The organism is Nonomuraea sp. NPDC050536, assembly GCF_044457685.1.
Classification (GTDB): Bacteria; Actinomycetota; Actinomycetes; order Streptosporangiales; family Streptosporangiaceae; genus Nonomuraea.
The window spans coordinates 290,863-304,014 of the sequence record NZ_JBITHD010000011.1; the positions used below are offsets into that span (position 1 = coordinate 290,863).

Genomic DNA, 13,152 nt, shown 5'->3' on the forward strand with positions numbered 1-13,152 from the left:
CATCGCGACTACTTATAGGAAAGTTTCCTATAAGTGAGCGCCCGGGAGCCGCCTCGTGAAGAAGATCCTGATCGCCGTGGTCTCGCTCTTACTCGGCCTCGCGGCCGTCTCGGCACCGGCGGAGGCGCGCACCGGGTTCAAGCGGGTCGCCTACTTCATCCAGTGGGGGATCTACGGGCGCGACTTCCACGTCAAGGACATGGAGACCAGCGGCGCGGCCGGCAAGCTCACCCACGTCAACTACGCGTTCGGGTTCGTCAACGCGGAGGGCTCGTGCTACTCGGCCGACCCGTGGGCCGACTGGCAGCGGCCCGTCTCGGCGGAGGAGAGCGTCGACGGGGTGGCCGACGAGCCGGGGCAGGCGCTCAACGGCAACCTCAACCAGTTGCGCAAGCTCAAGGCCAGGCATCCGGGGCTGAAGGTGCTGATCTCGCTCGGCGGGTGGACGGGCTCGAAGTACTTCTCGGACGCGGTGCTGACGCCCGAGTCGCGGGCCAGGCTGGCGCAGTCGTGCGTCGACCTGTGGCTGCGCGGCGACCTGCCGGGGCTGGCGCCGGGCGCGGGCGCCGGGGTGTTCGACGGGATCGACCTCGACTGGGAGTGGCCCGCTTCCGCGGGCAACGACGGGAACGTCGTCCGGCCGGAGGACAAGCAGAACTTCACGGCCTTCCTGGTCGAGCTCAGGCGGCAACTGCGGGAGTTCTCGCCGGACACCCAGCTGACCGCGTTCCTGCCCGCGGCGGCGGCGAAGATCGACGCCGGGTTCGAGGTGGCCAAGATCTTCCGCCAGCTCGACTTCGCCACCGTCCAGGGGTACGACCTGCACGGCACCTGGGAGCCGCAGACCGGGCACAACGGCAACCTCTTCACCGACCGCCGCGACCCCAACCCGATCAGGTACAGCGTGGACCAGACCGTGCGCGACTACCTGTCACGCGGCGCGCCTGCCCGCAAGATCGTCGTCGGCATCCCGGCCTACGGGCAGGGGTGGACCGGCGTCAAGGGCGGCGACGGCCTCTACCAGCCCGCGACCGGACCGGCGCCCGGCAAGTGGGGTCTGGGCACCGAGGACTACAAGGACCTGGTGAACAAGCCCGGCAAGCGCTACAGGGACGTGCGGACCGGGGCGCAGTGGCTGTATGACGGCAACGAGTTCTGGTCGTACGACGACCCGGCGGTGCTGGTCGAGAAGGCGGCCTACATCCGCTTCAAGGGGCTCGGCGGGTCGATGATGTGGTCGATCGACCAGGACGACTCGCGCGCCTCCCTGACCAGCGCCCTGTACTCGGTCCTGCGCTGACCGGCCCGGGCGGGCCGGGTGCCTGTCCGGGGCACGGGCGACCGTACGAGGATCACAGCACGCTGGACAGGAAGGCCCTGGTCCGCTCCTGCTGGGGGCGGGCCAGCACCTCGTCGGGGCGCCCTCGTTCCACCACGACCCCGTCGGCGAAGAACGTGAGGGTGTCCCCCACCTCCCTGGCGAACCCGATCTCGTGGGTGACGACCACCATGGTCATGCCATCCGCCGCCAGCGCCTTCATGACCTCCGGGACCTCGTCCACGAGCTCGGGATCCAGCGCGGAGGTGGGCTCGTCGAAGAGCATCAGCCGAGGCCGCATGGCCAGCGCCCTGGCGATGGCCACCCGCTGCTGCTGACCGCCCGAGAGCTGGTGCGGCCGCTTGTGCGCGTGGTCGGCAGGAGTGCGCCGATCGTGAGGATTTTCAACGGGGGGTCTCCTTTAGTCTCGCTGCCAGCGGGCCTCGCCGCCGACGACGGTGGTCAGGACCTTGGTGCGCAGGACCGCCTCGGGCGGTTCCACGAACGGGTCGGTGTCGACCGCGATGAAGTCGGCGAGCCTGCCGGGGGTGAGGCTGCCCTTGCGCCCCTCCTCCCCCGCCGCGAACGCCGAGCCGAGCGTGTGCGCCTTCAGCACCTCCCCGATGCTCAGCCGCTGCTCCGGCTGCCAGCCGCCGGGCGGCGTGCCGTCCTGGCGGGCACGCGCGACCGCGGCGTACAGCGCGGGGAACGGGTCGGGCTCCTCGACCGGCGCGTCGGAGCCGAAGGCCAGCGCCACGCCGGAGTCGAGCATGTCGCGCCAGGCGTAGGAGGCCAGGCGGTGCCCGGCCAGCAGGGAGTCGACCAGGTCGATGTCGCTGGTGCAGTGCACCGGCTGCATCGACGCGACGATCCCGAGGCGGGCCATCCGCTGGATGTCGGCCGGGCGCAGGTGCTGCGCGTGCTCGATCCGCAGGCGCAGCCTCGTCGGCGTCGCCTCGTAGGCGTCGATGACCAGGTGGTTCGCCTGGTCGCCGATGGCGTGCGTGGCCACCGCGATCCCGGCCTCGACGGCCATCCTGATCAGCTCGACCAGATCCTCATACGGCGTGACCGCGATGCCGTGGTTGCCAGGCTCGTCCGCGAACGGCTCGCTCATGTGGCAGGTGTGCGAGCCGAGGGCCCCGTCGCTGAAGATCTTCACGGGCCCGGTGCGGAACCAGTCGTCGCCGTCGCCGGTGCGCCGGCCCTCGGCGATGGCCGCCTCCAGGTGGACGCGCGGGATCGCCTTGTGCACCCGGATCTTGAGCTGCCCCGCGTCCTTGAGCGCCAGGTAGGCGGCCCGGCAGTCCTCGCCGTCGATGTCGTGGACGCTGGTCAGGCCGAGCGCGAGCAGCTCCTCCTGGGCGGTCCTGAGCTGGTCGCGCAGCTCCGCCGAGGTCATCAGGTCGCGCAGCGGATAGGCCGCCGACTCGCGCAGGATGCCGGTCGGCTCACCGTCGGCGTCCCTGACGATCTGGCCGCCGATCGGGTCCGGCGTCGTGCGGTCGATGCCCACTGCCCGCAGCGCGGCCGTGTTGGCCCAGGTGGTGTGGCCGTCGACGCTGGGCAGCGCCACGGGACGATCAGGGCAGATGCCGTCGAGTGCGTGCTGGTCGGGCTGGACCGGGCGCTCCCAGGTGTTGCTGTTCCAGCGCCCGCCGAACAGCCACGCTCCCGGCGGCAACCGCCGGGCGCGCTCCGCGACCCGCGCCAGGGCCTCCTCCAGCGAGCGCGCGCCGCGCAGATCCACCTCGCTCAGCCCGCGCGCGAAGCTCGCGGTGTGAATGTGCGCGTCGTACAGGCCCGGCAGTACGGCGGCGCCGTCGAGGTCGACGAGTTCCGCCTGACCGCCCACGGCGGCGCGGACTTCCGCTTCGTCGCCCACCGCCACCAGGGTCTCGCCCTCGACGGCGAGGGCGCTAGCCAGCGGTTTGGTGTCGTCTCCCGTGTGGATTACGGCGTTGCGGAATACCCGGATCGTCATGGGCCATCACTGTAAGTGGCTGCTATTAGGGTGTGAAAGGTCACAAAGGCGGACCTTTTTCATGGCTGAGAATAAGGACCTCTAATGCTGAAGCCCGAGCATCTGCTCACCCTGCGCGAGGTGATCCAGCGCGGCTCCTTCGCCGCCGCCGCGAACCGGCTCGGCTACACCGCCTCCGCCGTGTCGCAGCAGATGGCGGCGCTGGAGCGGGAGATCGGGGTGCGGCTGTTCCACCGCTCGGCGCACAGCGTGCTGCCGACCGGGGCGGCCGAGGTGATGGCCAGGCACGCCACGACCGTGCTGAACGACATCGACCGGCTCGTGGCCGCCACGCAGGCCGCGCACCGTAACACCGAGCGGCAGGTGCGGCTGGGCGTCTTCCCCAGCTTCGGCCTGAACGTCCTGGGCGAGGCGATCGGGCGGTTGCCGGCCGGCGACCGTACCGGATTCCGCATCTCGGTGGCCGAACCCTCCCAGCTCATCCCGCATCTCGGAGAGAGCGGCGAGCTGGACGCGGCCATCGTCTACCAGGTGGGCAACTCCGGGCTGTCCTGGCCGACCTCGGTGGACCGCCGCTGGATCGCCGAGGACCGTTTCCGCGTCGTGCTGCCCCGGGCCTGGCTCTCGACACCCCGCCAGACGTCATCGTGGCCGACGTCCCGTGGCTCAGGATCAGCCGCGGCATCTCCGCCCTCGTCCACCCCGACCGCGAGACCGGCCGCCTCCGGCTCCTGCTGGACTCCCTCACCCTCTGACATGTGCCTCCACCCGTAGGTGGAGATCGCGGACTCAATCCCCGGGCCGATCCGCCGGACCGGGGTCGATCCCTACCGTCGAGGGCATGGATACGGCTCTGGCCACCGCGCTCATCCCACTCGCCGCGCTCTTCATCGTCTACCGGCAGATGATGACCCGGCCCACCGAGCGTCCGGGCATCCTGTACGTCGCCCTCGCCCTGGTCGTACTCGGCCTGGCCAAGGGCGGCATCGTCGACAGCGGCCACCTCACGCTCAGCGTGGCGCTGGTCGCCGTGGAGGTCGTGTGCGCGGTCGCGTTCGGCATGATCAGGGCCGCGACCGTGCGCGTGTGGCGCGACGCGGCGGGCGTCACCTGGTCCAAGGCCACCGGCTGGACGCTGCTGGCATGGGTGGTGTCGATCGCCACGCGCGTCGGGCTGTACTTCGTCGGCGCCGCCTTCGGGCTGGCCCTCTCGACCGGGAGCCTGCTGCTGTTCATCGGCCTCACCATCGGCGTCCAGTCGCTGCTCGTCACCCGGCGCGGGCGCATGCTGGCGGGCACGCCGCAGCGCGCGAGCAGCCTCGTCTGAACTGGCTCGTCCGGTCCCGGGCGACGATGAGAAGCTGGGTCCCATGACCATCGAAAAGGGCAGGATCGCCACCCACGCGCTGCGCGTGGTGGCGATCGTCCTGTTCGTGGTCTCGCAGGGCAGGTCCGTGCCCGGGTTCGGCCTGTCGGGCGTGGAGCTGACGGTCACGCTGCTGTCCGCGTTCCTCATCCTCGTCCTCTCCCTGGTGATCTTCCCCGTCGACTGGGACCGCCCCCGCCTCGCCGACCTCCTCCCCTGGCCCACCTTCGCCCGGGCCCCCGAGGCGTGGTGGGCTACCGCGGTGCGGATGGCCGGGGACCTGCCGGTGAAGGCGATGCTGCTGGCCGTGGCGGTGGTGCTCGCGCTGGGGCTCGACTCGGTGGCGCAGGACGGTCCGGCTCTGGCCGCGATGTACGTGAGCGTCGGTACGGCCGCCGCCCGCCTGCCCCTGGCCTCGTCCGTGCCCGTCGGGGTCGTGGCCGTCGTGGGGTTGCTCGTCAGCGGCGCGACGGGCGGGCGGGTCGACCGAGACCTCAGCCTGGTCCTGGCCCTGGCCATCGTGTTCCTGGTGGCGTACTCCGTCAGGGAGCGCAGGGCCCTGCGGGTGGCCGAGGGGCGCGAGGCGGTGCTGGCCGAGCGTGCCCGCATCGCCAGAGAGATCCACGACGTGCTCGCCCACTCGTTGTCGGCCCAGATCGTCCACCTGGAGGGGGCCAAGCTGCTGCTCCGCGCCGACCGCGCCGAGGAGGCCCTCGACCGGGTGATCCGGGCGCGCGACCTGGCCAAGTCGGGGCTCGAGGAGGCGCGCAGAGCGGTGTCGGCGCTGCGCGAGGACATGCCCGGGCTGCCGGTGGCGCTCAAGAGCCTCGCCGCCGACTTCGAGGACGCGACCGACCTGCCCTGCCACCTCACCATCGCCGGCGGCGAACGCCGCATCACGCCCGAGACCGAACTGGCGATGACCCGCACCGCCCAGGAGGCCCTGACCAACATCCGCCGCCACGCCCCCGGCTCCCCCGCCACGGTCCACCTCACCTTCGCCCCCGGCATCTGCACCCTCGACATCACCAACCCCACCCCCCCACCCCCCAAACCCACCCACCCCACCGAATCGGAGCGCGAAACACCCGGAACCACCCACCCCGCCGGGGCGGAGCGTGGAACGCCTGGAATCACCCACCCCGCCGGGGTGGAGCGTGGGACGCCTGGGACCGTCCGCCCCATCGGCGGGGAGGATGGGGCGCCCGATGTGGACCACACCTCTGGGGGGCGGCCGGGAGTCGCTGGGTCTGGTGGGGAGGGGCGCGTAACCGAGCCTGGGGCGGTGGCGCGCGGGGGCGCAGGGGGGCGTGGGGGAGGATATGGGCTTGTGGGAATGCGTGAGCGGGCCGAGCTCCTCGGTGGGAGCCTTACGGCCGGCGAGTCGGATGGCGTCTTCCGTGTCCACCTCGAGGTGCCGTCGTGACAGTGCGGGTGCTGGTCGTGGACGACCAGGCGGTGGTGCGCGAAGGGCTCGTGCTGGTGCTCGAGCTGCTGCCGGGCATCGACGTCGTCGGCTCGGCGGGCGACGGCGAGGCGGCGCTCGCCCTGGTGGCCGCCGAGCGACCGGACGTCGTGCTCATGGACCTGCGGATGCCGCGCATGGACGGCGTCGAGGCGACCCGGCGTATCCGCACGGACCATCCCGGCACGCAGGTCGTGGTGCTCACGACGTATTCGGACGACGAGTCCGTCTTCGCCGCCCTACGCGCAGGGGCCCGCGGCTTCCTGACCAAGAGCGCCGACTCGGACGAGATCGCCAGGGCCATCACCACCGTCATGCGCGGCGACGCCCAGCTGGACCCGGCCGTCCAACGCCGCCTCCTCGACACGATGACCCATAACCCCGGCGCCCCCCGCCCCCCGCTCGCCGAACCCGAATCGTGGCACGCCGACAACCCAAGCGACCCACGCACCACCGGAGGCGCGGGCATAGCCGGAGGCCCAGGCATCGCCGGAGGCGCGGGCATCGCGCGGCGTGCGCCGTACAGCGGCCCGGCGGCTGGTCAGCGGGACCCGGGCACGCCAGGACGTGGCAGGGAGTCTGGGGCGGAGCTGCCGGACGGGCTGACGCCGCGGGAGGCCGAGGTGTTGAGCCTGATCGCCGAGGGGCTGTCCAACAGCGAGATCGCCGGTCGCCTGTTCATCAGCGAGGCCACCGTCAAGACGCACATCAACAACCTGTTCACCAAGGCGCACCTGCGCGACCGAGCCCAGGCCGTGCGGTACGCCTACCGTCACGGCTTCGCCTAGTCCGCCTGGGCGAGCGCTAACAGCTTCGACAGCGCCGCCTGCCGGGTCTCCTCCACCGACTCGCCCCGCTCGCCGAAGCAGTCGGCCGCCACGTCGAGCACGGCGAGCAGCACCGCCGCGTCCGGATACGGCACGTCCACCATGACCGTGCCGTCGGCGGCCACCTCGCTGGGACCGAGGTGGAGCCGCAGCAGGCGCCGGGTCTCCTCGGCCATCGCCACGCCGAGAACCGCAGCGTGCTCGAAACGATCGGCAGCACTCACGTTTACCTCCAGCCGCACAGGTGTTCGGATGAGAGGAATCTAGAGGGCGCCACCGACAGAATAGGCTCGGGATCGTGACCGCAGAGATCATCAGAATCCGAGGGCTCTCGGTGACCCTGGGCGGCAACCCGGTGCTCCGCGAGATGGACCTCGACGTCTTGCAGGGCGAGATCGTCGCCGTCGTCGGTCCGAACGGTTCCGGCAAGTCCACCCTCCTGCGCTGCCTGGCCGGCCTCCTGCCGCCGAGCAGCGGCGAGGTCACTGTCTTCGACGCCCCGCCGAAGGACGACGCCGGCTTCTGGCGCGAGGTGGCGCTGGCGGCCGACGAGCCCGCCTGGTACCCGGGTCTGACGGCCGGCGAGCACCTGGAGCTCATGCGCACCGTCCACGGCGCGACCAGGATGCAGGCCGACGAGGCGCTCGACCTCTTCGACCTGACGGACAGGAAGGACGCCGCCCCGCTCAACCTGTCCACCGGCCAGCGCCAGCGCCTGTCGCTGGCCACGGCCCTGCTAAGGCCCAGCACCGTGCTGCTGCTCGACGAGCCCGAGCGCGGCCTGGACTCCGCCTTCCGCGAGCGGCTCGCCGTACTGCTGCGCGATTATGCCGAGGCGGGCGGCACCGTCGTGATGGCCACACACGACCCCGGGCTGGCCGCGCACGGCAGGGTCGTGACGGCGGACACGTGGCAGGCGGCCGCATGACCGCCGAGGTCAGAGCGTTCCTCGCGGCGCGCCGCCGCACCAGTGCCGGCGTGCTCGACCGCTACGTCGCCGTGTTCGCCCTGGTCATGGCCGCGATGGTGCTGGGGCGGCCGGTCAGCTCGCTGCTCGCGGAGCTGGTACGGCAGGCCGACCCGGCCCAGGCGGGCCCAGGGGTGGCGCTCGTCCTGCTGGCCGTGGCGGGGTTCGCGGCCGCGGCCCGCGCGGCGGGGCCGGTGGCGGTGCCCGGCGCTGACGCCTCCTGGCTGCTGCTGACCCCGTTGGACAGGCGGGTGGTCCTGGGCCGTACGGCGCGCGTCCTGCTCGCCGTGTCGGTGGTGGCCGGGCTGGCGCTGGGACTCGGCCTCCTGGCCGCGGCAGGCGCGCCGGGTCCGGTGCTGGGGTACGTGATCCAGGCCCTGGTTCTCGGAGTGGCGATGAGCGTGGGCGCGATGGCGATGGCCGTCCTGTCCCAGTCGTCCCAGGCCTGGCACACCTGGCTGACGGTCACCCTGGTCGTGCTCGTCGTGGCCGCCGCCCTGGCCGCCACCGGCCTCTGGCGTACCCTCCCCCACCTCCCGGACCTCTTCCAAGGCCTGCCCCACTCACCGCCACCCTCGCCACTCTCTGATTCCGCAGGTCACGCGCGGGCGCTGCCCACGGGCACGGCTGATGGCCAGGGGTTGCCGCGCGGGTTTGCCTGGGTGGTGGTCGTCGTGGGGGCGTCCGCGGTGCTCGTACGGCGGGCGTGGGTGGCCCTGGGGCGGATCCCGGCCGCCGCGCTGCTGCGGGCCTCGACCCGGGCGGGGCATGCCGCGTCGGCCGCGTTCACACTGGATCCTGGAGCGCTGACCTGGATCGTCGAGGACAACCACTGGCGGGCGCGGACGCTCCGCTCGCGCCCATGGCCCGCGCTGCCCGCGCCGTTCGCGCTGGCCTGGCACGACTGGCGGCGGGTGGCCAGGCGTCCCGGGCGGCTGGCCGTACTGCTCGCGACCGCGGCACTGCCGTGGCTGCTCGCCGGGGCGGGCGCGTCCGAGGCGGTTCTCGGGGCGAGCGTCATCGCCGGGGCGTTGCTGGTGGCCTCCACCGCGACGGCCGGAGCGCGCAGGGACGCCGACAACCCGGCCATGGCCCGCCTGCTGGGCGTCGGCAGGCGCCCCGCCCTGGCCGCCCGCGCGATCCTCCCCGCCTTCCTGGCCGCCACCTGGGCCTCCGCCGCCCTGGCGGGCCTCACCTGGGCATCCACCGCCCTCCCGGGTTTCACCGCCGCGCCCGCGAACCCGGCCACCGGAGTCGCGGCATGGCTGTTCGGGGTGGCCGTCGCGCCGGCGATCGCCGCGGGAGCGCTCAGGATGGCGCGCCGCAAGCCCGTCGACCACTCGCTGCCCGTGATCGACACCCCGAGCGGCCCGATCCCGACCGGGCCGCTGATGTGGGCCGGGACAGGGCCCGACGTGGCGCTGCTCGGCTCGCTGCCCGCACTCGCCGCCCTGACGTCGGGCGCGCTGGAACCCGGGTCCCTGGTCGCGCAAGCCGTACTGGGACTGGCGACGCTTGCCGTATATATCCAGAGAGCGCGATAATCGGTAAGCAATCGCTACCGATCGATAGGCGATGTCATGGACGTGGCACGGATCCAGGCGGCGCTCCGCCTGCTGGCCAAGGGGCTGGAGGAGCTCGCGGCCGGGCTCGGCGACGCCGAGCCCGGCGAGGACGAGCGGACGGCAGCTCTGATCGAAGAGTGGGGTGAGCGCGGCCTGTCCCAGAGCGAGGCGTCGGCGCTGTTCAGGAAGCACGGCTTCGCCCCGCAGACTGCCGGCGGCTGGGCGCGCGGCGAGTGGATCGCGCTCGGCGAGGACGGGCTGCGCTACCTGACCGCGAAGTCGCACGAGTGGCTGGGGGAGCGGCGATGACCTTCTCGGTGCGGATCGAGGTGCGCGGCTACGAGCTGGACACGCAGGGGCATCTCAACAACGCGGTCTATCACCAGTACGGTGACCACGCCCGCTGGGAGTGCCTGCGGGCGGCCGGGATCTCCGTCGACGACCTGCTGGCCACCGGGGTGGGCCCGGTGACGCTGGAGAGCACGATCCGATTCCACCGCGAGCTGCGCGCCGGCGACGAGGTGGAGGTGAGCTGCGCCTTCATCTGGGGCGAGGGCAGGACGCTGCGCGTCGCGCAACGGTTCACCCGGCAGGACGGCGAGCTGGTGGCCGAGCTGACCAGCGTGGGCGGGCTGCTCGACCTGGACGAACGCCGCCTAGTGGACGACCCGGCCGGCCGCTGGCGAGCCCTGGCGGGCAACCCGGCAGTGATCGGCCTGTAGAGCTACTTCTTCTTGTCGGTGCCGGACTCGGTGGACAGCGCGGCGACGAAGGCCTCCTGCGGGACTTCGACGCGGCCGACCATCTTCATCCGCTTCTTGCCTTCCTTCTGCTTCTCCAGCAGCTTGCGCTTACGGCTGATGTCACCGCCGTAGCACTTGGCGAGCACGTCCTTGCGGATCGCGCGGATGTTCTCGCGGGCGATCACCCGGGCGCCGATGGCCGCCTGGATCGGCACCTCGAACTGCTGCCGCGGAATGAGCTCGCGCAGCTTCTTGGCCATCTCGACGCCGTAGGTGTACGCCTTGTCCTTGTGCACGATCGCGCTGAAGGCGTCGACCGCCTCGCCCTGCAGCAGGATGTCGACCTTGACCAGGTCGGCCTCCTGCTCACCGGCGGGCTCGTAGTCGAGCGAGGCGTAACCGCGGGTGCGCGACTTGAGCTGGTCGAAGAAGTCGAAGATGATCTCGCCGAGCGGCAGCGTGTAGCGGATCTCGACCCGGTCCTCCGACAGGTAGTCCATGCCGAGCAGCTGCCCGCGCCGCCCCTGGCAGATCTCCATGATCGCGCCGATGAACTCGGCGGGCGCCAGGATCGTGGACTTGGTGACCGGCTCGAAGACCTGGGCGATCTTGCCGCCGGACGGGAACTCCGACGGGTTGGTGACGGTGACCTCGTTGCCGTCCTCCATCACCACGCGGTAGACCACGTTGGGCGCGGTCGAGATCAGCGACAGGCCGAACTCGCGCTCCAGCCGCTCGCGCACGATCTCCATGTGCAGCAGCCCGAGGAACCCGACGCGGAAGCCGAAACCGAGCGCGGCCGAGGTCTCCGGCTCGTAGACCAGCGCGGCGTCGTTGAGCTGCAGCTTGTCCAGCGCCTCGCGCAGCTCCGGGTACTCGTCGCCGTCGATCGGGTACAGGCCGGAGAACACCATGGGCTTGGGGTGCTCGTATCCGGCGAGCATCTTGGTGGCCCCGCCCACGACCGAGGTGACGGTGTCACCGACGCGCGACTGGCGGACGTCCTTCACGCCGGTGATGAGGTAGCCCACCTCGCCGACGCCCAGGCCCCGCTCCGACATCGTCGGCTCGGGCGAGATGACGCCGATCTCCAGCGTCTCGTGCGTGGCGTCGGTCGACATCATCCTGATGCGCTCGCGCTTGCCCAGGTGCCCGTCGACCACCCTGACGTAGGTGACCACGCCGCGGTAGGTGTCGTAGACGGAGTCGAAGATCAGCGCACGGGCCGGCGAGTCGGCCACCCCGACGGGCGCAGGCACCTCGGCGACCACGTGGTCGAGCAGCTCACGGACACCCACGCCGGTCTTGCCCGAGACCCTCAGCACGTCGGAGGGGTCGCAGCCGATCAGCCCGGCGAGCTCCTCGGCGAACTTCTCCGGCTGTGCGGCCGGCAGGTCGATCTTGTTGAGCACCGGGATGATGTGCAGGTCGGCGTTCATCGCCAGGTAGAGGTTGGCCAGCGTCTGCGCCTCGATGCCCTGCGCCGCGTCGACCAGCAGGACCGCGCCCTCGCACGCCTGCAGCGACCTGGACACCTCGTAGGTGAAGTCGACGTGGCCCGGCGTGTCGATCATGTTGAGCACGTGGCCGTTCCACGGCAGCCGCACGGCCTGCGACTTGATGGTGATGCCGCGCTCGCGCTCGATGTCCATCCTGTCGAGGTACTGGGCGCGCATGGACCGCTCGTCGACCACACCGGTGATCTGCAGCATCCGGTCGGCGAGGGTCGACTTGCCATGGTCGATATGCGCGATGATGCAGAAGTTGCGGATCAACGCGGGGTCGGTGTGGCCAGGCTGAGTGCGCACCTAAGTCCGTTTCAACAGGGTTGATGGTCGAGCGTCTTTCATGGTGACATGCCCGGGTGATTGCCCGAACCGTCATCCGCCGCGGCCTGCGCGGGCTCCTGCTCGTCTTGGCCGTCGCGGTCGCGCTGCTCGGCCTGCTCGCCGCCGCGCTCCGCCTCCAGTTTACCGGTGCCCCGGCGGCCTGGGCGAAGAGCACGGGCAACGACGCCCTGTGGCTCGGCCACGCCTGGGTGGACGGCCGCAAAACCGAGCGTGACGTCCGTGACCTGGCCGTACGGCTGCGCGGCACAGGTATCAAGGACCTGTACGTCCATTCCGGTCCCTTCGGCTGGGACGGCCGCCTGAATCCGGCCAAATACCCCAATGCCCGAAATTTCGTGAAGTGGGCGCGAGCACAGCTCCCCGGCATCCGCATCTCGGCCTGGCTCGGCCAGTCCCTCAAGCATGGCCTCGACCTCGACGACCCCGGATCCAGGCAGAACATCCTGGACGGAGTCGCCGACATCATGAAGCAGGGCTACGACGGCATCCACTACGACTTCGAACCCATCGGCAACGGCGACGCCAGTTTCCTCGACCTGCTGGACAAGACCCGTCAGCACACGCGCCTGCTGTCGGTCTCCACGCCGCAGATCGAGCCGTATCCCCTGATGCGCCCGATCGCCCGGCTGGCCATCGGTCACGACAAGTACTGGTCGAGCGACTACTTCAAGACGGTCGTCGACCGCGTCGACCAGGTCGCCATCATGACCTACGACTCGGGCACCCCGCTCCAGTCGCTCTACGGCGGATATGTCGTACGGCAGGCCGCCCTGGCCCTCGACCTCGTCCCCGCCACCAAGGCCCTCTACATAGGCGCCCCCGCCTATCATGACCAGGGAGTCGCCTGGGGCGACTACGCCGAGAGCGTCGCCATGGCGGCGGAGGGCGCCAAGCTCGCCCTGTCCGACCACGGCCCGCGAGAGCGCTACGGCCTGGCTCTCTACGTGGACTTCGCCGCCACGGAGCAGGATTGGCGAGAATACGCCAAAGGCTGGCTCGGTTGATTTGAGCCGCCACCATAGTCATTGGTATCCTGAGCAACTGCGTGTGGCGCGCCCTCTCTCGTG

Annotated in this window: 13 protein-coding genes and 1 pseudogene; 10 read left to right on the forward strand and 4 right to left on the reverse strand. The window is 71.2% G+C overall.

What is annotated here, in order from left to right:
• The first annotated feature begins 55 nt into the window (after positions 1-55).
• Positions 56-1,300, forward strand: a complete 1,245-nt coding sequence (locus ACIBHX_RS29565; RefSeq protein ID WP_397070567.1) for a glycoside hydrolase family 18 protein — start codon at positions 56-58, stop codon at positions 1,298-1,300.
• Between the two features lie 52 nt (positions 1,301-1,352).
• Here the strand turns inward: ACIBHX_RS29565 and ACIBHX_RS29570 are convergent.
• Positions 1,353-1,694, reverse strand: a pseudogene (locus ACIBHX_RS29570) (ATP-binding cassette domain-containing protein); the annotation flags it as partial.
• A gap of 45 nt (positions 1,695-1,739) precedes the next feature.
• The gene (locus ACIBHX_RS29575; RefSeq protein WP_397070568.1) at positions 1,740-3,302 is read right to left on the reverse strand and encodes an amidohydrolase; all 1,563 of its coding nucleotides are present in this window, start codon (positions 3,300-3,302) and stop codon (positions 1,740-1,742) included.
• Positions 3,303-3,386: 84 nt separating this feature from the next.
• Here ACIBHX_RS29575 and ACIBHX_RS29580 point away from each other — a divergent pair, with 84 nt between their 5' ends.
• The 4 genes from ACIBHX_RS29580 to ACIBHX_RS29595 all read left to right on the forward strand — a co-directional run bounded on the left by ACIBHX_RS29580 (position 3,387) and on the right by ACIBHX_RS29595 (position 6,921).
• Positions 3,387-4,076, forward strand: coding sequence for a LysR family transcriptional regulator (locus ACIBHX_RS29580; protein WP_397070569.1), 690 nt, complete (start codon positions 3,387-3,389; stop codon positions 4,074-4,076).
• A gap of 67 nt (positions 4,077-4,143) precedes the next feature.
• Entirely contained in the window at positions 4,144-4,629 is a 486-nt protein-coding gene (locus ACIBHX_RS29585) for a hypothetical protein (RefSeq protein WP_397070570.1), read from the forward strand.
• A 43-nt stretch (positions 4,630-4,672) separates the two neighbouring features.
• Positions 4,673-6,094 (forward strand): sensor histidine kinase, encoded by a 1,422-nt coding sequence (locus ACIBHX_RS29590; RefSeq protein ID WP_397070571.1) that lies wholly within the window; start codon positions 4,673-4,675, stop codon positions 6,092-6,094.
• Positions 6,091-6,921: a response regulator gene (locus tag ACIBHX_RS29595; protein ID WP_397070572.1), complete on the forward strand. Its 831-nt coding sequence runs from the start codon at positions 6,091-6,093 to the stop codon at positions 6,919-6,921. The genes ACIBHX_RS29590 and ACIBHX_RS29595 overlap by 4 nt, the downstream gene beginning before the upstream one ends.
• On the opposite strand, the gene ACIBHX_RS29600 is transcribed toward ACIBHX_RS29595, so the two are convergent.
• Positions 6,918-7,184 carry a hypothetical protein gene (locus ACIBHX_RS29600; protein WP_397070573.1) on the reverse strand — a complete coding sequence of 89 codons (267 nt, stop codon included), beginning with the start codon at positions 7,182-7,184 and terminating at the stop codon, positions 6,918-6,920. The genes ACIBHX_RS29595 and ACIBHX_RS29600 overlap by 4 nt on opposite strands.
• Positions 7,185-7,258: 74 nt before the next feature.
• Here ACIBHX_RS29600 and ccmA point away from each other — a divergent pair, with 74 nt between their 5' ends.
• Genes ccmA through ACIBHX_RS29620 form a run of 4 tightly spaced genes read left to right on the forward strand, consistent with a single transcriptional unit; the run spans position 7,259 to position 10,214 of the window.
• On the forward strand, positions 7,259-7,888 hold the full coding sequence (gene ccmA, locus ACIBHX_RS29605; protein ID WP_397070574.1) for a heme ABC exporter ATP-binding protein CcmA: 630 nt from the start codon (positions 7,259-7,261) through the stop codon (positions 7,886-7,888).
• Positions 7,885-9,471 carry a DUF6297 family protein gene (locus tag ACIBHX_RS29610; RefSeq protein WP_397070575.1) on the forward strand — a complete coding sequence of 529 codons (1,587 nt, stop codon included), beginning with the start codon at positions 7,885-7,887 and terminating at the stop codon, positions 9,469-9,471. Before ccmA ends, ACIBHX_RS29610 begins: the two co-directional genes overlap by 4 nt.
• 36 nt (positions 9,472-9,507) lie before the next feature.
• Positions 9,508-9,801 carry a hypothetical protein gene (locus ACIBHX_RS29615; protein ID WP_397070576.1) on the forward strand — a complete coding sequence of 98 codons (294 nt, stop codon included), beginning with the start codon at positions 9,508-9,510 and terminating at the stop codon, positions 9,799-9,801.
• The gene (locus tag ACIBHX_RS29620) at positions 9,798-10,214 is read left to right on the forward strand and encodes an acyl-CoA thioesterase (RefSeq protein ID WP_397070577.1); all 417 of its coding nucleotides are present in this window, start codon (positions 9,798-9,800) and stop codon (positions 10,212-10,214) included. Before ACIBHX_RS29615 ends, ACIBHX_RS29620 begins: the two co-directional genes overlap by 4 nt.
• A gap of 2 nt (positions 10,215-10,216) precedes the next feature.
• Here the strand turns inward: ACIBHX_RS29620 and lepA are convergent, their stop codons facing one another.
• The gene (gene lepA, locus ACIBHX_RS29625) at positions 10,217-12,043 is read right to left on the reverse strand and encodes a translation elongation factor 4 (protein ID WP_397070578.1); all 1,827 of its coding nucleotides are present in this window, start codon (positions 12,041-12,043) and stop codon (positions 10,217-10,219) included.
• A gap of 56 nt (positions 12,044-12,099) precedes the next feature.
• Here lepA and ACIBHX_RS29630 point away from each other — a divergent pair, with 56 nt between their 5' ends.
• A complete protein-coding gene (locus ACIBHX_RS29630) occupies positions 12,100-13,089 on the forward strand; it encodes a hypothetical protein (RefSeq protein WP_397070579.1) in 990 nt (329 codons plus the stop codon).
• The last annotated feature ends 63 nt before the right edge of the window (positions 13,090-13,152 follow it).

Excerpts from the sequence above, each read along its gene's own strand:
- ACIBHX_RS29610 (WP_397070575.1), top strand. The coding sequence starts at position 7,885 with ATGACCGCCGAGGTCAGAGCGTTCCTCGCGGCGCGCCGCCGCACCAGT.
- ACIBHX_RS29615 (WP_397070576.1), top strand. The coding sequence starts at position 9,508 with ATGGACGTGGCACGGATCCAGGCGGCGCTCCGCCTGCTGGCCAAGGGG.
- ACIBHX_RS29585 (WP_397070570.1), top strand. The coding sequence starts at position 4,144 with ATGGATACGGCTCTGGCCACCGCGCTCATCCCACTCGCCGCGCTCTTC.
- ACIBHX_RS29590 (WP_397070571.1), top strand. The coding sequence starts at position 4,673 with ATGACCATCGAAAAGGGCAGGATCGCCACCCACGCGCTGCGCGTGGTG.
- ACIBHX_RS29580 (WP_397070569.1), top strand. The coding sequence starts at position 3,387 with ATGCTGAAGCCCGAGCATCTGCTCACCCTGCGCGAGGTGATCCAGCGC.
- ACIBHX_RS29575 (WP_397070568.1), bottom strand. The coding sequence starts at position 3,302 with ATGACGATCCGGGTATTCCGCAACGCCGTAATCCACACGGGAGACGAC.
- ACIBHX_RS29620 (WP_397070577.1), top strand. The coding sequence starts at position 9,798 with ATGACCTTCTCGGTGCGGATCGAGGTGCGCGGCTACGAGCTGGACACG.